The following is a 22726-nucleotide window of genomic DNA, read 5'->3' on the forward strand; positions in this document are numbered from 1 at the left end:
GTGTTGCTATTGCTAACCGGGTTGTTCAGTGGCGCACTGCCGCGGTCTTACTTGGACTTCTCCTTGTAGGATTTCTCGATGCGCTCGCCGACTTCCTGGTCGATGTTCTTCCAGTATTCGAAGACGCGGGAGAGGACAGGCTCCTCCACATCCGTCAGGAGCGAACCGACAACGGTTTCAACGAGGCGATCGCGCTCACCATCGTCGTAGACCTCGCGGACAAGCGTGTGTGCCTGACCGAAGTCATCATCCTCAGCGTGGAGCGAGTAGGCTGCGCGCACCATCTCTCCGTCTGCCTCCCAGCCGTTCTCGACAGGTCCCTGCGTGTCCTGGTAGGCACGGCCGTACGAGTTCGGTGCGTACACGGGGGCGTTGCCCGTGTGGTGGTACTGCATCGCACCTTCCTTGTTGTAGGAGTTCGTGGAGGTGATGGGCTGGTTGACGGGCAGCTGGTTGTAGTTCGTGCCAATGCGGTGACGCTGAGCATCCGGGTAGGAGAACACGCGGCCGAGCAGCATCTTGTCCGGGGAGACGCCGGTGCCGGGAACGGTGTTCGCGGGCGAGAATGCGGCCTGCTCGATCTCGGCAAAGTGGTTGGTCGGGTTCTCGGTCAGGGTAAAGCGACCGACCTTGATCAGCGGGTAGTCCTTCTTCGAGATAGTCTTGGTCAGGTCGAAGGGGTTGAAACGGTAGGTCTTCGCATCCTCGTAGGGCATGACCTGAACCGAGAGGGTCCACGACGGGAAGTCGCCATGCTCGATAGCCTCGAACAGGTCGCGGCGGTGGACGTCGCCATCCTCGCCAGCGAGCCTCGCTGCCTCTTCGTTCGACATGTTCTCAACACCCTGGTCGGTGTGGAAGTGGTAGACAACCCAGAACTTCTCGCCGGCCTCGTTGACCCACATGTAGGTGTGCGAGGAGTAGCCGTTCATGTGACGCCAGCTGCGGGGCAGGCCACGGTCACCCATGAGGTAGGCAACCTGGTGTGCCGACTCGGGGGAGAGGGTCCAGAAATCCCACTGCATGTTGTTCGAACGCAGGCCCGAGTCCGGGGTGCGCTTCTGGGAGTGAATGAAGTCGGGGAACTTCATGGGGTCGCGGACAAAGAACACGGGGGTGTTGTTGCCGACCATGTCGAAGTTGCCCTCTTCGGTGTAGAACTTCAGTGCGAAACCACGCACGTCACGCCACGAGTCGGGCGAACCGAGCTCACCAGCAACGGTCGAGAAACGTGCGAGCATGCGGGTCTTCTTACCCGGCTGCAGGAAGTCGGCCTTCGTGTAGGCAGAGACATCTTCGAGAACTTCGAACTCACCGAAAGCGCCGGAACCTTTGGCGTGGGGGCTGCGCTCGGGAACACGCTCGCGATCGAAGCGAGCAAGCTTCTCTACGAGAGCAACGTCGTGAAGTAGGAGGGGGCCATTGGTGCCGATGCTGAGCGAATGTGAATCAGATTCGCGCGGAGCTCCGGCCTCGGTTGTCGACTTTTTGTTCAGATCCGTGTTCATGTACTGCCATCAACTTTCTGGTGTCGCTATTGTGCAAGAGCGGCCTCCCGACAGTCTGGGCAAGTTCCGTGGTAGATAACCTCAGCCTCGTTGACAGCAAACCCGTGGTCCTCGGAGGGCATCATGCAGGGTGCCTCACCAATAACGCACGGAATGTTCTCGATCCGGCCACACACATCGCACAGGATGTGATGGTGGTTATCGTGTTCGCTGATCTCGTAACGTGACTTTCGACCATCTAACGTAATTTTCCGTACCAAGCCAGCGTTGGTCAGTGCATGCAGGACGTCATAAACGGCCTGAGTAGACACCGAACCGAGCCGATCTCGTACCTCTTCAGTGATGAGCTCAGCATCAGCGTGCCGATGTTGAGCAATGACAGCCAGGGCTGCCAGCCGAGGAGCCGTTACGCGCAGGCCTGCTTGGCGCAGTGCGTCAACGTTTTCGTCGGGAGCCATAAACCCATCCTAACTCTTAACTTGAAGAATTCCAAAAAACGAATAACTTCAGTGTTTGTTCGCCTTCGGTTTTCCGTTCGTTTCATTTTAGGTGAACCTACGGAAAACTCAGAGATTAAAGACTGGATTGCTGCACAGCCTCTTGGTTGTGGAAAATTGGCCAAAAGTTGTGGGCTGCTCGCGGGCCTTCGGGTGTGGGCGGTGGGATGCGGGCTTGAGGGGTGTGGCGTGGCGAGTGGGGCGGGGTGGTGGGTGGTGTGATGAAGGTGTTTCATCCTTGGGTTTCGCCAGTTCGTTAAATAACTCCAGGGCGGGGAGTCGCTTAGCTCGCTGACTAAGTAGTTGTAAAATCAATTAGCTAACTATAGGGTTAGTTGAAAGCTCAATTAATGAATTGGATTGGATGTGAGGCATCGTGTCGACAACTACTCTTGCTGACGGCGTAACGATCAACCCGGCTGCGGACATGGACGCGGTCACCCTGCGCGTGGGGGACATGGAGCTCATGTCCTCCTACTATGAGAAGGTGCTCGCGCTGACCCCGATTGAGGAGAAGTCGCACGGCAATGAGGCGCACCGCGTGCTCGGGCGTAACGGAGTCCCGTTTGTTCGTCTCGTTGCGACCCCGGGGTTGCCGGGAGTGGATCCCTCCAAGGCAGGTCTCTACCACACCGCATTCCTCTTCGATACGCCCTCCGCTCTCGCCGCGACCCTGTACCGTGCCGCACGTGACAACCGAAGTATTTACGCCGGTTCGGGCGACCACCTCGTCTCCGAGGCCTTCTATTTCACCGATCCTGAAGGCAATGGCATCGAACTGTACATTGACCGACCGAGGGAAGAATGGACGTGGGTTGATGGTCAGGTCCAGATGGCAACCCTCTTCCTCGACCCGAACGAGTATCTGCGTCAGCACCTGACCGAGGACTCGATGAACCTGGCCCCCACCATGGCGGGCAAGGTTGGACACGTCCACCTTCAAGTCGGTGACATTCCCACCGCCCGCGACTTCTACGTGGACGCTCTCGGATTTGAATCCACCCTTGCTTTTGGCAGCCAGGTACTCTTTGCCTCCGCGGGCGGATATCACCACCACGTCGCTATGAACACCTGGAACTCCGCTGGGTCAGGGCCCCGCGCTGCTACGCTTGGCCTCGGCAATGTTGCGATCACCGTGCCCGGCAGGGAGGACCTCGATGCACTCGTTGCTCGCCTCAAGAACAAGAAGCTGTCCTTCGCCGACAACGGCACGTCCGTGGTCACGACCGACCCGTGGAACACCCAGGTCAGCATTTCCCTTCCCGGGGTCTCGACGGAAGAGCTCCTCGACCGCTAGGTTGAACCCATGGCAACACCACTCGACACCATTCCGGGCGTTGGGCGGCCGCTGAGTGATGCGGTCGCACTCGCGGGCTATACCGGACCTTGAATCCCTCAACGGAGCCGACTATCACGAGCTCCTCAAGCTCCATGGAGTCGGCAAAGCTGGACTCAGGCACGTACACGACGCTCTCGTGGAGCGCGGAATGGGACTGACCGGTGATATCCCGAAAGCCCCCGGGGCAACCTGGACCAAGGGACACACGGGAGAAAACGCCAAGGACATTAAGACCGCTCAAACAGAGCAAGATCCGGCCCGGTGGCTTGAGACCCTCGAGTGGTCCAAGCGTACCGAGCAGGGGAAGGTGCTCCTAGAGCTCTTCACGAAGGTCACGGGAGTTGAAGGTGTGATGTGGGGGCCGAGCATGATCGGCTTCGGCGAAGTCCACTACCGGTACGCCACCGGCAGAGAGGGAGATACCTTCCACGTTGGCTTCAGCCCCCGCAAGGCATCCCTCTCCCTCTACGGACTGCAGGGCTATCCACGTAGCGAAGAGCTCCTAGCAAAGCTTGGGAAGCACAAGCTGGCTAAGAGCTGTGTCTACGTCAATAAGCTCGAGGACATTGACCTTGAGGTGGTGGCAGAGCTCATTAAGCACGCCTGGGATTCCGACCCGGGAGACTGCTAAAGCGGTTCGCAGCCGGCTTCTTCCGGTAGCGGGCCTCGCAACGTTAATTGCCTGAATGTGCGGATAGAGCAAAGAACGTGGGTGGTACGCCGGCACGGAGCCTGGCATACCACCCACGAACGAAGCGATGACACTAGTCGATTGCGGTATCGATTGGAGTATCGCCATCTGAGTAGCGAATGGTCTTGCAGATCGAACCATTGTTGTTCAGAGCCGCCACGATTGTGCGAGCAACGTTTGATCGCGAAGTTTCCGACGGACCATCGTAATCCGCCTGGTGCACGGTGATGGATCCCGATGGTTCCTCAAGGGTGAGGCTGCCAGGGCCGAGGATCGTGAAGTCGAGCCCGCTAGCACGCAGGTATTCGTCGGCTTCTGCCTTGGCGGTGGCGTAAGTGTGGAACGAGTTATCCTCCGGTACGCCGTGGTCGAGTCGGGAGCCCAGGTGCGAAACCATGACGTACCTGCCAACGCCAGCCTGCTTAGCAGCATCGATCGACCGGGTCGCGGCCTCGTAGTCGACTGCCCGAGTGCGTGCAGGATTGCCGCCGCCTGCGCCCGCGGACCACACAACGGCGTCCATGCCGCCCATGGCCTCTACGAGATCGTCAACGGTTGCGGATTCGATATCGAGAACGAGAGGCTTAGCGCCAGTGTTTTCAACATCGGAGGTGTGGTCAGGATTGCGGATGATGGAGGTGACGGAATGGCCCTCGTCTACGAGGAGTGGAGCTGCGAGAAGCGCAACTTTTCCGTGCCCACCGATAATCAAATAATTCGCCATGAGGAGTCCTTCCGGCTTCACGCAGATGCGTGAGGTCGAAGTGTATCTACCCTGACACCAGTTTAGGTGATTTCTGGGAACTAACTGGGAATTGAGCTGGCGGTGAAGGGGCGGTCAATTGGCTGCCATTCTTGGCAGGACGTATTGACACTGGATTGCTAGTCAGTGGGTTGATGGCAGGGGCCAGATTATTGATTAACGGTTTCGTATTTTCTGCCAACTATTTCATCTACAGTGACAGCACGGTATGTGAATCCAATAGGGCGGGAGGATTGCCATGACACAGAACGCTGGTGAGCGGCTGAGGATCGCCATGATCGCACTGCACACCTCGCCCTTGGCCACTACGGGATCGGGGGAGGCTGGCGGTCTCAACGTGTACCTCCTCAGCACCGCCAAAGAACTCGTCAACCTCGGACACCACGTCTTTCTCGTGTCCCGCAAGGACCGCGAGGAATTGCCCGACAGTGAGGAGGTGGGTGACGGACTGACCGCCGTCTATCTCACCGCCGGACCCGTCACTTCCGTGCCGAAATCCGAGTCGGAACAGCTGATTGAACCGTTCCGAGAAGCACTCGATGTGTGGCTGGCGGGGGAGAGCATCGATGTTGTGCACTCCCACCATTGGTTCGCGGGTCTTGCAGGCATCCCCGCCGCGCGCAAGCACAGCATTCCCCACGTGTACAGCTACCACTCGATCGCTGCTCCAGAAGGAAGCGGTGTGGGTGGCGGCGAAGCCGCGGAATCGCAGGGGCGGATCCCGGGAGAAAAATGGATTGCCGAACAGCCGGGCAGAATTGTATCCGTCAGCGAGTTCGAAAAACAGTTGATCGTGGACCGCTACGGGGCCGACCCCTCCCAAGTCTCCATCGCCCCACCCGGAGTCAACACCGAGCTCTTTGCACCTCCCGCTGTCACGAAGCAAGAGGAAAGGGAAGATGAGGATGTGGCGGAGCCGTACATCATGTTCGCGGCCCGCCTCCACCCACTCAAGGGCGCCGAATTGGTTCTGCGCGCCCTGTCTCTCATGACCCCGGACTGGCGGCCCCGCCTTGTTGTCACGGGTGACCCGGCCTCCGGATTCGATGACTACCGGGATGAGTTACGGATCCTTGCCAGTCACCTCGGAGTTGAACCAAAAGTAGAGTGGATGTCATCCGTAACAAGGGAGGAGCTCGCGAAACTCCTGGGAGGAGCACTCTTCCTGGTCAATCCGAGTCACCTGGAAACCTACGGAATCATTAACGTTGAAGCACAAGCATGCGGCACTCCCGTCATTGCCTCGCATGTGGGCGGTATGGTCGAATCGGTCCGAGACGGTGAGACCGGATACCTGATCAAGGGCCGGGATCCAGTAGAGTGGACTCGCGCCATGGAGAGGCTCATTCGGGACGACAGGCTACGCCGAGTCCTGGGTAAGAACGCACGAGCCTTCGCGCTAACGCGACAATGGTCCGATGTGGGCGCGGAACTCGACGTGATCTACCAAGGAGAAGTTTTGTGAACCTCGTGGAACTCTTCGGGACAGCCCCGCTCTTCGTCCACGCCCACCCCGACGACGAAACACTCTCCACCGGATCGCTCCTTGCGGCCTGTAAGGATCAGGGCCTCAAAACCAGTGTTGTCACCGGCACGCGGGGCGAACTGGGCGAGATTGTTCCCGGAGTGATCCCCTCAGACTCCACGATTGATCAACTGGCTGCCCACCGGGAAAAGGAGCTTGCGCTCGCGGTCGGCGTGCTGGGAGTGAGCGAACACTATTGGCTCGGCACGGCGCCTGCTCGTGCTGTCGGCGTGATGGACCGGGTGTACTCGGACTCGGGCATGGTGTGGATCGAGGAGAGCGTGGCCGGCCCCATGGAATCCCTCTCGGAAGAAACGCTCTGCGGAGCATCAGTCGACGAAGAGACGTCCGATTTGCTTGCCCTCATTGACGCGATCAAACCCACCTCCATCATCTCCTACGACTCCAAGGGCACCTACTCCCATCCGGACCACATCCGAATCCACGAAATCACCCTTGCAGCCGCAAGGAAATCACGGGTTCCGTTCTACGAAATAGCGTCCGACTTGGAAGACCCAACCTTTGAGAAACTGGAGCTCGGTGAATACCTCGACTTTGTTGTGGACGCTCTATCTCACTACCGGAGCCAGCTCACCGTCTATCCGGACCACATCATGCACGTGGGTGGGCAACGCGAAGACTTCTACACCGGTGTCGGAATCAGGCGCTACCGGGACTGAACTCCGGGACTGAGCCCAGGGACTGGGCGCCTGGAATGAATCGAAACCGCCCTGCCTGCCATTGAGTTCGTATCGCGGCTCCCATGTGAGTCTCGGAGATTCGCAGTCAGGCGTGCCTTGTGAGGGTGTGATCCGAAAACAGGTCAGTGTGCCAAGCCATCAGAGTCGGACCCTAATAAGTATTGTGGCTGATTAGACCCCGCTGTAGGCGGGGATGGATGCCGGTTTGTTGCTTCTGCGGAGTCTGCCCTGGGAGATGTCGATGGCAAATCCCACTGCTGCCATCACCAGTGCCGGAACGACCCATGCCATGTTGACGTCACCGGCTGGGAACATGTCGAGGTACTCGCGCAGGAAAGCAAAGGTATCGATCTTGGTGGCCCAGAGAGCTTCGGGGATGGAGAGGAGGCCAGCGGTCCACGCGGACAGCCTGTACGTCCAGTGCATCCGCCCCGGCAGGAGCATGTCGAGGATCGCGATGGCGATGATGCAGATGGCGACCGGGTAAAGAAGCTGGTTCGCTGGGGTGACGATCTCGAGGATCATCTCCAGTCCCAGATTCGACAGTCCGAGAGCCACGAGGCATTGAACGAAAACGAGTATTGGGTGACTGACGCCGGGCAGGAGCCTGCGGAAGTACTGGCTCGAAGAGCCGATCAGTCCGATCGCGGTCGTGAGGCAGGCAAGAATCGTGACGAGCCCAAAAATGAGATGACCAAAGGGGCCGAGAGCGGTGAGGGCAGCGTGGGAGAGTCCAGCCGCACCATCGGCAAACCCGTTCCCCGCGACCCTGGTGCCCACGGCTGCGAGGCCCAGGTAGATGACGCACAGACCGAGGCCCGCGAGGGCGGCGGCTGCAATCGTGGAGCTAATGAGCTTCTTGCGGGTGTTGAAACCCGAGCGTGCGAGAGAACCCAGGATGACGACCGAGAACACGAGCGATGCGATCGCATCCATCGTGTAATACCCGTCGAGCAGCCCCTTCGGGAGGGGATCCGAGGCGTAGTTTGGTGAGGGCTCAACCGAGACGGGGTCCATGGTAAAGATCGTCGCGATGATGAGGACCGTGAGCACGAGAAGAAGTGCCGGCGTGAGATAGGTGCCGAGGCGGTTGACGAGCTGGCCCGGATTGAGGGAAACAATCCCAACTGCCGCAAAGAAGACCAGGGTGTAGAGGAAGAGATGGGAGCCATCCGTACTTCCAGTTCCGCCGTTGATGAGTGGGGCAACCGCGATTTCGTAGCTCACGGTCGCAACGCGGGGGATGGCGTAGAGCATGCCCGTGGAGAGAAAGATTGCGACGGTAAAAATCAGTCCCGGTCTTGTCCCGATCCTGGAAGCAATGCCATCCGATTCGCCCTTCTCCTGTGAGGAGGCCGCAATCATGCCCAGCACGGGCAGGGCGACGCCCGTGAGAAGGAATCCAGTAATGAGGAGAGGAACATTTTCCCCTCCGGTCATGCCGATCATGACGGGGAAGATTAGGTTCCCTGCACCGAAGTACATGGAGAACATGGCCAGAGCCGTGATGAGGATGGTCATGAATTTCGACTGATGACGCATAAACCACTCGCTAGGAAACAGGTGAACTTGGCAATGTTACCGGCAATAAGCACGTAGGCCCTAGGTCCTTCGATACAGGCGAGGAAGCAATCGCCAACTAGCTGCGTACCCCTGTTTTCCTCACGGGAACAGAATGGTATCCGCCCACGGGATACTCCTCGCGCACCGGTGTGCTCGTGAGCGCAAGTTCACCACCGCGCAGAAGCGCAACCAGCCCCGCTCGAAGCTCCAGTGTCGACAGGGTGCGTCCCGGGCACACGTGTGGTCCAGCCCCGTACACGAGGTTGCGTGACGCATTACCTTCGGGATTGTAGGCATCCGGATTGCCGAAAGCGCGAGGGTCACGGTTCGCAGTTGTCCAGTTGAGAAGAACTCTCTTGCCTTCCGGAATCTCCACTCCAGCAACGGTCACGTCCCGTGTGGTGATCCTGCGGTTGGCAAGGAACGGGTCATCGATACGCAGGATCTCGTCGAGGGCAAGATCGAGTGCGCGAGTGTTGTCGGCCCGATCGTAGGCCGCAAGCTGATGGGAGACTGATGGGTTTGTGGCGAGGAAATGGGCGATGATGCCAATCGAGTAGGTGATGGAACCAAGATCCCCCGCGGTCCAGTTGCGGAGAATGGAAACGATCTCGGGCATGGTCAGCCTTCTTATTCCGTCACCATCCTCCACCGTTTCCCGCATGAGCTTGCACGTCGGATCATCACCATTGTGGCCCTCGTGATCGGCAATAATGCGGTGGATGATCTCCGTGAAGTGGTCGGCCACCGCCTTTGTGCGTGACCGGTCGCCGGAACGGGTGGCGTGCTGATTGGATGCGATCCAGCCGGTGAGTTCATTCTCGTAGGAAGAGTCCCAGCCGAGCCAATCGAGCTGGCAACCGACCGCGACGAGCCTGCCAAAGTCGTTCGCGTCGAAGTTCTCGGGCAGAGATCCGTAGGCCTCCTGCGCGTGCTTCTCGAACATGTCGTAGAGCGGGAGAATGACTTCGTCAGACAGGTACCGGTCGATGACTGCCCTGAAGCGCCGATGCTCATCCCCATCCATGCCGTTCGGCACGTTGAGATGTTGGGAAACCCGGCTGGAGAAAACGTCGGCGTTCTCTGCCACGACCCGAGCTTCCTCATTGCCCCACACGTTCCACGTGCCATCATCATGGGAAACGGGACACTTGCTCAGCTGTCGATCGCCCAGGGTTCTCGCATCGGTCATGTCTCGCTCTAACTCCTCAACAATGTTTCTCTTCGTGGCTACTAAGTCGTGGGCTTGGACGGGGGAGCGCCCTTGCCGTTCTGGGAAAAGGCTGCGTCACCTTCGCGGAAGCGGCAAGGGCCCCCTTATCGAATTCTTTTTGCTAGCTCTGCCTGCGTAGTCGCACCTGCCACTCGTCAGGCCCATCAACCACAACCTCGTGTGTGAAGGAACCGTCAAGGCTCTCCACCTCGGCGAGAAGGGGGCTGGGCATGTGAGGTGCCTTGAGGAGGAGCGTGCCGCCCGTGGGAAGGGATTCGAGGGCCCCGAGGATCGCGGGGTGGCGCACCTGGCGGGGGAGAGACAGAACGTCCAGGACCTGTTCTTCGGTGTTCGAGCTATTGCACTTGCATTCGTGTTCCATGCGGATCCGTTTCACGAGTAGGGAAAGTCGAATACAACAATTTAACACGGTCTGATTATTGTTTAATGCGAGGCCGAGTGGCTGTGCTGTAACTCGCACTTTGGTGATTGCGGAGTAGTCTGGTTCTCGAGAGAGGAAGACATGTTGACCGACCGTATTTCATCCATTGTTAGCGTGCTCGAAACGAGTTAGGGCGAGCGCATCGCGCTCTACAAGAAGTTCCATCAGATTCCCGAGCTGTCGCTCGTCGCGTATCAGACTGTCGGTCTCATCGAAGAAAGTGTGCGCAAGCTCGGGCTGGAGCCCGTCCGTGTCGGCGAAACCGGCATCGTCGTCACCATCGACAACGGGGAGGGATCTACGGTGGCGATGAGGGCGGACATTGACGCCTCGCCCGTCACAGAACAGTCCGGCAAGGACTATGCCTCGACTGCGGCCGGCGTGAGTGCACCGGGTGACGAGGTGGGGTCATGCATGCGTGCGGCCACGATGTTCATATCGTCTCACTGCTCGGCGCTCGCGAAGCGCTCGCCGCTAAGCGCGAGGAGTGGTCGGGAACGTTCGTCGGAGTGTTCCAGCCCGGCGAGGAAGCCTGTGAGGGAGCTAGGGCAATGGTTGCGGCCGGTCTGGTGGATGTCATGCCGAAACCGGATGTGTTCCTCGGTCAGCAGGTCATGCCCGTCATTCCCCTCGGGCAGGTGGCGACCTGGCCGGGGGTCATGATGTCATCAGCCGTCTCCATTAAAATCACCATTCACGGCGTAGGTGGGCATGGATCCCAGCCCGAGAACTGCATTGATCCAATTGTTCTCGCATCCCCTATCGTTCTCCGCCTCCAAACCATCGTCTCCCGCGAGGTTGCTCCCTCCGAGTCTGCCGTCGTGACCGTTGGGTCCATTCGTGCCGGAGCAAAATCCAATATCATCCCCGATACCGCGACCCTGCTCGTTAATGCGAGAGCGTTCGATTCGGATGTGGAGAAGATGCTCCATGCCGCGATCGAGCGAATCGTCCGCGCAGAATGCATGGCCTCGGTGCTCCGAAAGAACCCGAGTTTGAGTACTATGATCGGTTCCCGCTGACAGTCAGCGACGAAGAGGTGACGGGAACGGTCGCGGAGTCGTTTGCGAACTACTTGGTGACAATGCTGTTGAACAGGGTACGACCATGGGATCGGAAGACTTCTCGGTCCTCCCGGACGCTCTCGGGGTGCGGTACTGCTACTGGGGCCTGGGTGGCTTCCCGGAAGGAGAGCCCGCACCCTCCAATCACTCCCCGTTCTTCGCTCCCGACATTTCCTCTATCCACCTCGGAGCCGAAGCGATCATCGCGGCCTCCGCGCCGTGATTGCTGCGTGAATGAACGTAGGGATGTAGCGGCAAGGATCGCACTCGAGAGGTGCTGTCGCCGAATTCATTCTCGGTGGCAGCACCTTTCTCGTTGCGGCTCGGGGCGGCTTGGGTGTGGTGGTGTGGTTGTTTGGCCCCGACTGTCCAATTGGGAAGAGGTTGCTGGCTGCGGCCCGCTGATTACGACTTGCTGATGTTGCGGGGCAGTGAGGAGAGGATGCTGTGCAGCTCCGTCTTCTGCTCGTCCGTAAGGGCGGAGAAGTAGTCGTCGGCAATGCGTGCGCGCAATTCGTCGAGCTCGGTCAGGAGTGCGCGCCCGCTGTCGTTGATTTCCAGGATCTTTGCCCGGCGATCGTCCGGGTCCGGTGCCGTGTGAATGAGGTCCTTCTCGACCAGGGCATCCACCACGTCGGTGACTGCGCGCGGGGTGACGTGCAGCTGTTCAGCAAGTCGCGCAGGGCGAATGGGTTCACGCGAAATCATCTTCAACGCTCGGTGCTGGTGGGGTGGGATGTTGCGCGAATGGTGGCGGATGTAGCGAGCAACTGAGGAGATGAGCTCACCCAGTTCGGAACCTGTCGGGACAGTGTTCTCTTCCATGTTTTTCTCCATGTGGGAATAATACCCCAATATTTGAGTTAACTACATTGTGAGGTAACTTCAATAAAGGGAGGCTCGATGAGTATGAATGAGCTTCGAGGGCCGCAACGAGTGCGACCCGAAGACCGTCAGCGTCTTGAAAATTCCCCAGTTTCCTATTCCAGGGTCATCCGACTTTTCCGACCCTACCGCCTACACCTGGTCATTGTTATCGCTCTCATTGTCTCGGTCTCGGGGCTGACCGTGGTGCAACCGTTCCTCGTGCGAGCGATTGTTGATCAGGCCATCCCGCAATCCAATGTTGACCTGTTGCTGTGGCTCATTGCCGCCATGATTTTCATCGTGGTCGTCACCCAGGCGATTGCCGTCGTGCAAACCTACATGAGTGCCAGGGTGGGGCAGCGGATCATGCACCGGCTGAGAGTCGACGTTTACAGCAATCTGCAACGCCAATCCCTTGGATTCTTTACCAAAACGAAGGGTGGTGAGATTCAGTCCCGGCTCACGAATGACATTGCGGGCATGAAATCCATCGTCACCTCTACCGCCACCTCCATCGCATCCAATACGACCACGACGATCGCGACGATGATTGCGATGATCGCGCTTAGCCCCACCCTGTCGCTTCTCTCCGTCCTGGTTCTACCGCCCTCGATCTGGTTGACCAGGCGGGTTGCGCTGACGAGAAAGGCGATCACCGCACAGCAGCAGGAGACGATGGCAAGCATGCAGTCGATGGTGACCGAAAACCTGTCCGTGTCGGGCATGAGGCTCACAAAGAACCTCGGACTGGAACAGGACCGTGAAAAAGCGTTCACCAAGGTCTCTGAAAAGCTCATTGAATTGGAACTGAACTCGCAGCTCGCGGGCAGGTGGCGCATGGCAACCATGCAGATCATTTTCGCGATCATCCCGGCCCTCGTGTACCTCGTGGCGGGGCTCCCCGGCACCAGCATCTCCATCGGCACACTCGTGGCGTTCACGGCCCTCCAAACCCAGATCTTCCGGCCACTCATGGGACTGCTCGATATTGGTGCGCAGTGGATTTCTGCGATGGCGCTCTTCTCTCGAGTATTCGAATACCTCGACCTGGAGACTGAGCTTGAGGAGCCGGCCGTGGGCGGCGAACTCCCCACGGACGCAACCGTCGACGTTCGGGGCGTGACCTACTCGTATCCGGGAAGCGACGCCCCCGCCCTCAGGGACGTGTCATTCACCGTCCCGGCAGGAGGTTCCCTCGCGATCGTCGGGCATACCGGCTCCGGGAAATCCACTCTCGCATCCATCCTCACGAGGCTCGCCGATCCTGATCTAGGACAGGTCACGATTGGTGGGGTTGATCTGAGGGACATGACGGCAGGGGAGCGAACGAGTCGAATCGGCGTGGTTTCTCAGGAGACCTACCTCGTGCACGACACCATCCGAGCAAACCTCCTCCTCGGCAATTCCTCAGCGTCCGAGGAGGACATGTGGCAAGCCCTCGAGATTGCGAGGATGGAAGACATTGTTCGAATGCTGCCGAATGGTCTTGACACGATTGTTGGTGCGCGCGGATTCCGGTTCTCCGGTGGCGAGCAGCAGCGACTTGCGATTGCGCGAACAGTCCTGCGCGACCCTGAGATCCTCATCCTCGATGAAGCAACCTCTGCGCTCGACAATGAAACTGAGCGCCTCGTCCAAGACGGGCTCACCGCCCTGTCTCGCGGACGCACAACGATCACCATTGCCCACCGCCTCTCTACGATCAGGGATGCTGACCAGATTGTGGTGCTGGATGATGGAGAGATTATTGAACGTGGCACGCGTGATGAGCTGGTCGAACAGGGCGGGCACTACGCACTCCTGGAACGGGTGATGATGGCGGCGTAGAAAGCCCACCATTCCGCGGTTTCCTACCGTTCCTTCCCGCAAGTCTGGGAACTTGTTGGAAGCGCTTGAAAAGTGTTGGCGACGGAACAGAAATTGGCTTTCCACGAGCGGCCTGGAGGACTACTGTGAGCGCATGGAATTTCAAGTCACGTTCGATGCGAACGACCCGAGCGCACTGGCTGACTTCTGGGTGGCGGCCTTGAACTGCCGCAGGGATACTCCTTCGGAAGGCTTTGATAGCTGGGATGACTTCCTCAAAGAAGCCGGGGTCCCGGAAAAAGACTGGAACAACGCCGATGCCATCGTTCCCCAAAATGGGGATGGCCCGCGAATCTACTTCCAGAAAGTACCCGAAGAAAAGCGTGTCAAGAACCGCGTCCACCTTGACCTGCGAGTGGCCCCGGGCCTCAAAGATATTGCGCGCATGATCGAGCTCGAAAAGAAAGCCAAGTTCCTCGAGAGCATCGGGGCAAGCCGAGTTAGGCGAGTGGACGCTGACCACCTCAACGTCGGATTCATCGTCATGGTGGACCCCGAAGGAAACGAGTTCTGCCTCGACTAAAACGATTAAATAGATGGATCTAGTTAGTGGCTGGCCCATTGGGCCAGCCACTAACTGTCACGGGATCAGTGCGAGAACAATGGGCACTTGAGCGACAAAGCCATGCGGACCGGCGAGGCCTGCGAGTAGATTGGGGGTATGCGCGTACAGGTCACGTTTGATGCTCACAATCCCCGGGCTCTCGCGGTCTTCTGGGCCGTAGCACTCCACTACAAACTTGAGGATCCGTCCACCAGGTACGAGACGTGGGAAGCGTACTGGGAGGAAACCGGAGCGTTAGAAGACCCGTGGCTCAACTCCGCCGCAATCGTTCCCAAGGATGGTCAGGGAGTCCGAATCCGCTTCCAGAAAGTTTCCGAGGCGAAGGCGGCTAAGAATCGCATGAACTTTGATGTCGAGGTGGCACCGGGACTTGAGGGGGAGAAGCGAATGGCAGTGCTTGAAGCAAAGTCGGATGAGCTCAGTGACTACGGTGCCACCCGCATCAAACGAACCGAAGCAACCGACACCCGCCCCGGTTTCCTCATCATGGAAGATCCCGAGGGGAACGTTTTCTGTCTCATCTAGCCGGCTGTTGGCGTCGGCTACTGGAGCCGTCCGGTCGGGGAGGATTGAGAATTCCTAGGTGAGAGGTGGTCCGTTCTCGCGAGTACAGTGGTGCCAGGATCGAAGGCAACAATCTGGGGAGAACGTGATGCTCATCAACACCGTGAAGACGCTCCTTGGTGGTCCAGGGACGTGGATCCAGGCGAAAAATACGCGCGAGACCATGACCATCACCTCGCCGTTGTCGGGGGAGTCGATCTCATTCCCGCAGTCGGAGACCTCGGATGTGAAGGTCGCTGTTCGAGCGGGTAAAGCCGCGCAACAACGCTGGGAACAGGTTCCTGTTCGCGAGCGGGCAGCGATCATGAAAAAGTTTGCTTCACTCGTGTGGAAGCACGATGAGCGTTTGCTTGACCTGATTCAGGCCGAGAACGGCAAGGCGCGTTCGCACGCTTTCGAGGAACTATCGGATGTGGCGATGACAGCCATGCACTACGCGAAGGTGGCTCCGGGACTGCTCGAGAGCAAGCACGTTTCGGGGGTGCTCCCAATCCTTTCTCGGGCCGTTGTTCATCACCACCCCGTCGGAGTTGTGGGCATTATTTCCCCCTGGAACTATCCGCTCACGCTCGCAGTCTCCGATGCCATTCCTGCACTCCTGGCAGGCAACGCTGTCGTGATCAAGCCGGATTCGAAAACGGTCATGTGCGCCCTTGCGGCACGCAAACTGCTGATTGATGCAGGGCTTCATCCTGACCTGTTCCAGGTCGTGACTGGGGCGGGCAAGGTCATTGGCAGTAGCTTGGCAGCCGAATCCGATTTCCTCATGTTCACCGGTTCGACCGCGGTGGGACGAAAGCTTGCCGAGCAGGCGGGCCAGCGCCTCATCCCCTTCTCGGCCGAACTTGGTGGTAAGAATCCGCTCATTGTCCTCGACGATGCCCCAATCGCCCGTGCCGTGAAGAGCGCGGTCAAGTCCGTAACCTCAAATTCCGGGCAGCTCTGCATCTCCATCGAACGCATCTACATCGAAGACAGCGTATGGGACCGGTTCATTTCAGCCTTCGTCTCCGCCATGAAGAAAGTCAAGGTTGGGGCCACGACCTCGTGGCGGTGGGACATGGGTCCGCTGATCTCGCCTCAGCAACTTGAAGCCGTCAGTGCCCACGTTGACGATGCCGTGAAGAAGGGAGCGACCGTGCTGTGCGGCGGGAAGCCGCTTCCCAAGGTCTCGAAAACAGCCTACGCCCCAACCGTCCTCACCGATGTGACCGAGGAGATGATGGTGGCGAAAGAGGAGACCTTCGGTCCCGTTGTGTCGCTCTTCCGCGTCCGTGACGCGGAAGAAGCAATCGCTCGAGCCAACGACAGCAGGTACGGGCTGAATGCCTCGATTTGGTCAACATCCAAACGCGGTGCCCGCCTCGCCCAGTCCATCAAGTCTGGCACGGTCAACGTGAACGACGGATATATTGCCGCCTGGGCATCCACCAGTGCCCCCATGGGTGGCATGAAAGACTCCGGGCTGGGCCGCCGCCACGGCAGTGAAGGCATTCTCAAGTACACGGAAGCCCAAACAGTTGCGACCTCACTCGGGCACCCGATCCAGGCTCCTGCCTTCGTGACAGAAAAGACCTGGGCCAAGGTCATGAAGCTCTTCATCAAAGGAAAGTACTAGCATGCGTATCCCACTCGCTGGAGCCACAGTCCTCATCACCGGAGGAGCATCCGGAATCGGGAAGGAGATGGCGATCGGGGCCTCCCACCGAGGCGCCAAACACGTCATCATCTGGGACATTGACGACGACGGTGGTGCAGAAACTATTCGTGAGATCGAATCCTTTGGTGGGTCAGCATCCCATGATCAGGTGGATCTGACAGACCGGGACGACGTCGCCAACAAGGCCGCGCGGGTGTTGGGGGAACGGGGACGAGTCGATGTTCTCATCAACAACGCCGGTATCGTCACCGGGAAAAAGTTCCTCGATCTGACCGATGAGGATGTTGAACGCACCTTCGACCTCAATGTCTTTGCCCTCTACCGTACGGTCAGGGAATTCCTGCCAGGAATGCTGGAGCGCGGGAAAGGATCGATCGTCACTATTGCTTCCGCTGCCGGCATCGTCGGTGTTGCCCGTCAAACCGACTACTCGGCCTCGAAGTTTGCCGCATCGGGTTTCACCGAGTCACTCCGTGCCGAACTGCGCCACGCGGGAACGCCCCTCCACACGCTTCTCGTCCAGCCCTACTACATCAACACGGGAATGTTCGATGGAGTCTCCACCAAGTTCCCGAAGCTCCTCCCGATCCTTGACCAGGACGAGGTTGCGGCCAAGGTCCTTGACGCCATTGAAGCTGGAAAACAGAATCTCGTCTTGCCGCCCTTCGCTGGGCTCATGAAGTTCGTGAAGGCCCTCCCCGTCCCGTTGCAAGACCAGATCACGGACTTCTTCGGGGTCAACTCCACAATGGACCGGTTCACGGGCCGAACACGGTAACTGATCAGCTGCTTCGCTGCCATCCAATCGCTAAGAACGTCCAGCTGCTTGGTGGCTGTCCAGCCGCTAACGCTTTGCAACGTGTATCTCGGCCTCATCGACCATTCAAAGGTTTGGCTCCGACAATGATGATTGCCGGAGCCAAACTGCAAGAGCGCTAACTAGCTATATGGACTGGAGTGCGACTCGTTCCAGGTGGTCGTCCATGAGCTTCCTGCACGCAACGGACACGTCACGGAAACGAGGATCGGTTGCTCCGGCTTCCACCTGCTTCGCGAAGGCACGCACCTCGTGATGCATGGTCTGCGGGGGAGTGTTGGGTGCATCGAGCAGGGTGACGGTCTCGCCGCCGCGCGGGTGGTATTGGATGAGGGTGGGCTCACCCAGATCGTCAGCCGTGAGTGCGCCGTCCTCACCGAGGATGACGCTGGGAGTGACGCCCTTCGTGATCTTCGACCAGGTCAGGTCAACAATAAAGTCGCTGTACCGCCAGGTCATCGACCCGGCACCCTCGAAGCCGTTGTGCAAAACAACGCTCGAACCGTGAGCATCCAGCGGGCTACCAAAGAGGTCGAGTGCGGGCTGCATGACATAGACACCGATATCGGCGATTGACGAGTTGCCGAGAGCCGGATTGAAAGCGTTGAGGATTTCGCCCTGACGGTAGCGGTCATAGCGGCCCGAATACTGACACTTGTTGAATTGAACTTGGCGGAGAGTGCCAAGCTTCGGAAGCCAGTCCCGCAGCATCTGGTGAGCGGGTGCGTGGAGGTGGCGCATCGCCTCCATGACCACCACACCCTGCTTTTCACCGGCCTCGAAGATCGCTTCCACTTCGGCACTCGAGGTGCCCATGACCTTCTCGATGAGAACGTGCCGGCCCGCTTCAATCGCTTTCATCGCCTGCTCGAAATGGAAGCCATTGGGGCTTGCCACATAGACGGCATCCACCACCTCGAACATGGCATCAAGGTCGGTGAAGACGGCGTCAATACCGTACTTATCGGTAAAGGCTTGACCGGTTTCTTGAGCGCGCGAATAGACGGCTGCGGCCTCGCCCGCACCATCGCTTTCCTGACAGCCCTGAACAAACCAGTCGCTGATGTAGTTGGTGCCAATAATTCCGAACCGTACCGGGCTCATGGGGCCTCCCTGTCTAGAAACTACTGTCTTCAACCTACCCGTTTCACGGGAGTATCAGTACCGTGAACGGTGAGGGTCCTAGGACCAGCCGGGCAACCAAATGTGGAGGCGCCAGAAGTCATAGGGGATGGTCATTCCCGTCCAGAGCGGCATCCAGAAAGCGGCAAAGATGATGACCACACCGCTCGTGACACCGAGGACAATCGCGGCCTTCTTTGTGGGAAGACCGAGCTGATAGGGCAGAGCGTCCGGCCCACCATACAAAAGCACGGCCCGATCGACCGGATCCTCAGCCACTTCCGCGTTATCTTCCGGACTCGGGGCTGCTCGATCCTCAGAGTCTGCGGTGACTGTGGTTTCGGGACCCTGCTCCTTGGTAGGTGCGTGATCCTGGTCGAGCGTTTCCGTTTCGGTCTTCTCTGAGTCTTCGCCTAAATCTTCGTTGTAAGTAGCGGGTGTTGCGAGCTTCTTCGGTTCGGGTAGTCCCAGGGTCCAGTCCTCGTCGAGTTCTTTCCTGCGACGCCTGGCAACGGCTTTTCGGATGGCGGAGAGCGAGGGTGGACTCAGCAGGTCGGAAACCCAGGCGAGTGCGAACACGAGGGCGAGAACGACGTAGGGGAGGAAGGCGACCGAATAGAACTGGTAGATCGTGCGACCAATGTAATTGAACCAGGGCAGGTACATCGCCCCATATCCCGCCAGGATCGCCCAGGCCCGCCAGTCGCCGTGCTTGAAAGCGAACCAGAGAACGACAAGGAGGGAGGCGGTTGCGAACCACCAGACGGCAGGGTTGCCAACGGAGTTGATGGCCTGGACGCAGCGCTCGGCACCGCAGTCTTGGACAATCTTTTCTTGGGGAGGCCAATAGAAGTTGACGGGACGGATTTGGAGGAGCCAATCCCAAGGCTGGGACATGTAGGTGTGGGGGGAGTCGAGTCCCGTATGGAATTCCCACATCTGACGGTGGTAGGCAATCCATTCCGCGACCGTATCCCCGAGCCCCTCAAACGGCACCTGTTCCCCGATCACACGCTGTGATTCGGCCCAGCCCTTCTTAAAGGAACGCGGGTCAAGGAACCATGAGGTCCACGCCCCAACGTAGGCGACAAGTGCGATGGGAATGAAGGAGAAGAAGGCGGGAATGCCACCCGTGATGATGCCCGACGTGAACCAGCGTCGGGCACCAATCTCCTTCCGAGCAGCCGTGTCCCAAACAAAGACAAGGATCCCGAAAACGGCGAGAGCGTAGCCGGCCGACCACTTGACTCCGCAGCCCAGACCAATAAACGCGCCAGCTAGCAGAAGCCACGGCCGCCAAAGCAACACAGGCCCAAGGCTTGAGAGGGGCTCACCGCCCGCTCCGACCCGGCCGTGAGCGACCCGGTGAGCGAGCCTGCGCCTCGTCCACTCGCGGTCCTTCAGCACCGCCCAAAACCCTGCCAAGACAAATGTGGCAAGAAGGTTGTCGAGGATTCCGGTGCGGGAGAGGGTGATGCCGACCCCGTCGAGTGCGATGAACAACCCGGCCACGAAGGCCAGGGGCACGGAACGGAAGAGGTGGAGGGCGATGCGGGTGAGGAGCATGACGGAGATGACTCCCGCGAGGGCCGTAGCAAATCGCCAACCCAAGCCGTTGTCAGTCCCGAAGAGCGCTTGCCCGAAACCAATGAGCCACTTGCCGAACGGCGGATGCACGACATAATCCGCCGCCAGTTCCGACGCTACATCGCTGCCCTGGACAAAGATTTCATCAGCGTTCTCGCCCACCCAGTTGCGTTCGTAACCGTGGGTGATGAGAGAGTATCCGCCCTTGACGTAATAGGTCTCGTCAAACACCATCTGGTGCGGGTGGCTGAGGCCAATGAAGCGAGTAAGGAAAGCAATGAGGCCGGTCGCGAGAGTCACAAGCCAGCCCCACAGCCGTATTTGCGTGGGTAGGGTCGACCAGGTGATTCCAAGTCTGCTGAGCAGGTCCCGCTCCCAGGCGGCTGCCTGACGTTCGGTCAGCGTGCGGCCCCTATCGGCGGTCTTAACCGGATTCTCTTCGTCCACTGTCACAACTGAAGTGTACGGGGAGTTTTCAATTGGAGTGACGCGAGGGGCAGTGATGCGACATAGTGGGAGGGTGAGTGACGGCAAAATCTATTTGGCAGCAACCCCGATTGGTGATGCTGGGGATGCAACCCCCAGGCTCCGTAACCTCCTGGAACGGGCGGACCTCATTGCGGCGGAAGATACTCGCAGGCTCCTTAACCTGGCATCACGCCTCGACATCGCAACATCCGGAAAGATCCTCGCCTTCCACGACCACAACGAGTCCGAGAGAATCACGGAACTCCTGGAGGCTGCGAGAGCTGGCATGACAGTCCTGGTGGTGTCGGATGCGGGGATGCCGACTGTGTCGGATCCGGGATACCGACTCGTCCGGGAAGCCCACGACCACAATGTGCCCATCACCGTGATCCCAGGTGCCTCTGCGGTCCTGACTGCGCTCGCGATCTCGGGACTGGCAACCGACCGTTTCTCGTTCGAGGGTTTCGCTCCCCGCAAGGACGGTGACCGCAGCAAACTCTTCAATGACCTGGTTGATGAGGAACGCACCATGGTGTTCTTCGATTCACCCCACCGCATCGGCGACACCCTTGCCTCCATGGCCCTCCACTTCGGGGCCGACCGAGAAGCGGCAGTCTGCCGTGAGCTCACCAAAACCTATGAAGAAGTGAAGCGGGGGCCGCTAGCGGAGCTTGCCGAATGGGCTGCTGACGGGTTGCGCGGAGAAATCACCATCGTCGTATCAGGTGCCTCCGAACTCGAAGCGAATGCCGACGACTACGTTGCCGAGGTGCTGACATTGGCGAATGCCGGCATGAGGCTCAAAGCCGCAGCCGCCTACATTTCCGAACGCACCGGAGTGCGCAAGAAGGAACTCTACGAAGCGGCACTCGCACGCCGAGAAGACGACTAGGAACGGCGAAATGTGTACGGGCCGAGCTTATTTGCTCGCACCCGGTATCGGATAGAACCTGCTGTTACGGAGTGGGTTAGCGAGCTTCAACCATGGGAGACCGCACAACGTTACCTCGTGGTGACCTAAGTTAGTCTTACGTTACGGACGCCCATTACTGCTCTGAGGAGTTAGCGATAGTCTGCTTGGGCCCGCTTTGCTGGGTTGCGGCTCCAGTGGTGTGGCCCACGGTGAGCCGCAGGTGGGGAATGTGTTGAGCATTCCCCACCGCCTGCCACACCCTTTACCCCGCAGTGGCGCGGCGCCTACATACTTTCGCGAGGCAGTACTAGAGCCAGGCGTTCTTGGATTCGAGTTGGATGATGCCAGCACCCTCCATGATCGTGCGGGCCTTAACCCCCAGATCCTCGCTCACGGGTGCAGTCAGGTCCGAAAACACTCGCACCTCGTCAAACATTGACCTCGCATCGAGTGCCGTGTCCTTCACGCAGTGGGATTCGGCAAGACCCACAATGTCAACGGACGTGATCTCGGCTTCCTTGAGGATGTCGGCAAGCGCCCTGCCATCCTCAGTCTTCCCCTCGAAGCCCGAGTAAGCGGCGGCGTACTGCCCCTTCTTCACCGAATCAGTCGGCAGCCCAACAACCGCGGGGTGCAGCTCGGCCTCTTCAGTGCCTGCCACTCCGTGCGGCGGCCACGTGTCCACAAAGTCCGGGTTTTCAGAGAAGTGGTCGCCGGGTTCAATGTGCCAGTCCTGGGTCGACACGATGACGCCGTAGTTATCGCGGTTGATCTTCGTGAACTCGCCAATCTTGCGCGCCACCTCGTTACCGCCCTCCACGGCGAGAGCACCGCCCTCGCAGAAGGTGGGTTGCACATCAACAAGAATGAGTGCCCGGTGGGGCTTGACGAGGAGTGCCGCAAGTGTCTCGTCGTCGGTCGGCTCGGTTCCATCCATGAATGTATCGCTCATGGTCGCAATCCTAACTGTGTTGGAAACGAAGTGCCCCGG

At 59.0% G+C, this 22726-nt stretch carries 22 protein-coding genes; 12 read left to right on the forward strand and 10 right to left on the reverse strand.

From position 1 onward, the window contains the following. Positions 1 to 47: 47 nt before the first annotated feature. Both BN1241_RS00580 and BN1241_RS00585 read right to left on the reverse strand, forming a co-directional pair. Positions 48 to 1508 (reverse strand): catalase, encoded by a 1461-nt coding sequence (locus tag BN1241_RS00580; protein WP_054951816.1) that lies wholly within the window; start codon positions 1506 to 1508, stop codon positions 48 to 50. 26 nt (positions 1509 to 1534) lie between these two features. Further along, complete coding sequence (locus BN1241_RS00585) at positions 1535 to 1966, reverse strand: Fur family transcriptional regulator (protein ID WP_054951817.1); 432 nt, start codon at positions 1964 to 1966, stop codon at positions 1535 to 1537. 415 nt (positions 1967 to 2381) lie between these two features. Here BN1241_RS00585 and BN1241_RS00590 point away from each other — a divergent pair, with 415 nt between their 5' ends. Both BN1241_RS00590 and BN1241_RS00595 read left to right on the forward strand, forming a co-directional pair. Continuing rightward, positions 2382 to 3302, forward strand: coding sequence for a VOC family protein (locus tag BN1241_RS00590; protein ID WP_222704350.1), 921 nt, complete (start codon positions 2382 to 2384; stop codon positions 3300 to 3302). A gap of 58 nt (positions 3303 to 3360) precedes the next feature. Beyond that, positions 3361 to 3975, forward strand: coding sequence for a DUF1801 domain-containing protein (locus BN1241_RS00595; RefSeq protein ID WP_222704351.1), 615 nt, complete (start codon positions 3361 to 3363; stop codon positions 3973 to 3975). Between the two features lie 133 nt (positions 3976 to 4108). Here BN1241_RS00595 and BN1241_RS00600 read toward each other — a convergent pair whose 3' ends face one another. Beyond that, positions 4109 to 4759: an SDR family oxidoreductase gene (locus tag BN1241_RS00600; protein WP_054951819.1), complete on the reverse strand. Its 651-nt coding sequence runs from the start codon at positions 4757 to 4759 to the stop codon at positions 4109 to 4111. Between the two features lie 277 nt (positions 4760 to 5036). Between BN1241_RS00600 and BN1241_RS00605 the strand changes: the two genes are divergently transcribed. Next, positions 5037 to 6263: a glycosyltransferase gene (locus tag BN1241_RS00605; RefSeq protein ID WP_054951820.1), complete on the forward strand. Its 1227-nt coding sequence runs from the start codon at positions 5037 to 5039 to the stop codon at positions 6261 to 6263. Beyond that, positions 6260 to 7003 carry a PIG-L deacetylase family protein gene (locus tag BN1241_RS00610; RefSeq protein WP_054951821.1) on the forward strand — a complete coding sequence of 248 codons (744 nt, stop codon included), beginning with the start codon at positions 6260 to 6262 and terminating at the stop codon, positions 7001 to 7003. The genes BN1241_RS00605 and BN1241_RS00610 overlap by 4 nt, the downstream gene beginning before the upstream one ends. A 192-nt stretch (positions 7004 to 7195) precedes the next feature. Here BN1241_RS00610 and brnQ read toward each other — a convergent pair whose 3' ends face one another. From brnQ to BN1241_RS00625, 3 genes are all read right to left on the reverse strand, one after another. After that, positions 7196 to 8545, reverse strand: coding sequence for a branched-chain amino acid transport system II carrier protein (gene brnQ / locus BN1241_RS00615; protein ID WP_187117575.1), 1350 nt, complete (start codon positions 8543 to 8545; stop codon positions 7196 to 7198). A gap of 118 nt (positions 8546 to 8663) precedes the next feature. Next, positions 8664 to 9779, reverse strand: a complete 1116-nt coding sequence (locus BN1241_RS00620) for a cytochrome P450 (protein WP_054951823.1) — start codon at positions 9777 to 9779, stop codon at positions 8664 to 8666. A gap of 142 nt (positions 9780 to 9921) precedes the next feature. Next, a complete protein-coding gene (locus BN1241_RS00625; protein WP_187117576.1) occupies positions 9922 to 10197 on the reverse strand; it encodes a DUF2249 domain-containing protein in 276 nt (91 codons plus the stop codon). A gap of 455 nt (positions 10198 to 10652) precedes the next feature. On the opposite strand from BN1241_RS00625, the gene BN1241_RS13095 reads away from it, so the two are divergent. Both BN1241_RS13095 and BN1241_RS13100 read left to right on the forward strand, forming a co-directional pair. Then, positions 10653 to 11264, forward strand: coding sequence for an amidohydrolase (locus BN1241_RS13095; RefSeq protein ID WP_230198210.1), 612 nt, complete (start codon positions 10653 to 10655; stop codon positions 11262 to 11264). An 85-nt stretch (positions 11265 to 11349) separates the two neighbouring features. After that, entirely contained in the window at positions 11350 to 11529 is a 180-nt protein-coding gene (locus tag BN1241_RS13100) for a hypothetical protein (protein WP_230198211.1), read from the forward strand. A 182-nt stretch (positions 11530 to 11711) separates the two neighbouring features. On the opposite strand, the gene BN1241_RS00635 is transcribed toward BN1241_RS13100, so the two are convergent. After that, a complete protein-coding gene (locus tag BN1241_RS00635) occupies positions 11712 to 12143 on the reverse strand; it encodes a MarR family winged helix-turn-helix transcriptional regulator (protein WP_082418130.1) in 432 nt (143 codons plus the stop codon). 66 nt (positions 12144 to 12209) lie between these two features. Here BN1241_RS00635 and BN1241_RS00640 point away from each other — a divergent pair, with 66 nt between their 5' ends. The 5 genes from BN1241_RS00640 to BN1241_RS00660 all read left to right on the forward strand — a co-directional run bounded on the left by BN1241_RS00640 (position 12210) and on the right by BN1241_RS00660 (position 17606). Further along, positions 12210 to 14000, forward strand: coding sequence for an ABC transporter ATP-binding protein (locus BN1241_RS00640; RefSeq protein WP_222704352.1), 1791 nt, complete (start codon positions 12210 to 12212; stop codon positions 13998 to 14000). A gap of 133 nt (positions 14001 to 14133) precedes the next feature. Next, the gene (locus BN1241_RS00645) at positions 14134 to 14562 is read left to right on the forward strand and encodes a VOC family protein (RefSeq protein WP_054951827.1); all 429 of its coding nucleotides are present in this window, start codon (positions 14134 to 14136) and stop codon (positions 14560 to 14562) included. Positions 14563 to 14700: 138 nt separating this feature from the next. Next, positions 14701 to 15129: a VOC family protein gene (locus BN1241_RS00650; protein WP_054951828.1), complete on the forward strand. Its 429-nt coding sequence runs from the start codon at positions 14701 to 14703 to the stop codon at positions 15127 to 15129. A gap of 127 nt (positions 15130 to 15256) precedes the next feature. Then, positions 15257 to 16786, forward strand: coding sequence for a succinic semialdehyde dehydrogenase (locus BN1241_RS00655; protein ID WP_054951829.1), 1530 nt, complete (start codon positions 15257 to 15259; stop codon positions 16784 to 16786). Position 16787: 1 nt separating this feature from the next. Further along, positions 16788 to 17606: an SDR family oxidoreductase gene (locus BN1241_RS00660; protein ID WP_054951830.1), complete on the forward strand. Its 819-nt coding sequence runs from the start codon at positions 16788 to 16790 to the stop codon at positions 17604 to 17606. A gap of 165 nt (positions 17607 to 17771) precedes the next feature. Here BN1241_RS00660 and BN1241_RS00665 read toward each other — a convergent pair whose 3' ends face one another. After that, complete coding sequence (locus tag BN1241_RS00665) at positions 17772 to 18749, reverse strand: Gfo/Idh/MocA family protein (protein WP_054951831.1); 978 nt, start codon at positions 18747 to 18749, stop codon at positions 17772 to 17774. Positions 18750 to 18827: 78 nt separating this feature from the next. Beyond that, positions 18828 to 20807, reverse strand: a complete 1980-nt coding sequence (locus tag BN1241_RS00670; RefSeq protein ID WP_147599157.1) for a dolichyl-phosphate-mannose--protein mannosyltransferase — start codon at positions 20805 to 20807, stop codon at positions 18828 to 18830. 67 nt (positions 20808 to 20874) lie between these two features. Here BN1241_RS00670 and rsmI point away from each other — a divergent pair, with 67 nt between their 5' ends. Then, complete coding sequence (gene rsmI, locus BN1241_RS00675; protein WP_230198212.1) at positions 20875 to 21714, forward strand: 16S rRNA (cytidine(1402)-2'-O)-methyltransferase; 840 nt, start codon at positions 20875 to 20877, stop codon at positions 21712 to 21714. A gap of 328 nt (positions 21715 to 22042) precedes the next feature. Here the strand turns inward: rsmI and BN1241_RS00680 are convergent, their stop codons facing one another. After that, positions 22043 to 22672 carry an isochorismatase family protein gene (locus BN1241_RS00680; protein WP_054951834.1) on the reverse strand — a complete coding sequence of 210 codons (630 nt, stop codon included), beginning with the start codon at positions 22670 to 22672 and terminating at the stop codon, positions 22043 to 22045. Between the last annotated feature and the right edge of the window lie 54 nt (positions 22673 to 22726).

The sequence above is a fragment of the Flaviflexus massiliensis genome (assembly GCF_001375495.1).
In the GTDB taxonomy this organism is placed as follows: Bacteria; Actinomycetota; Actinomycetes; order Actinomycetales; family Actinomycetaceae; genus Flaviflexus; species Flaviflexus massiliensis.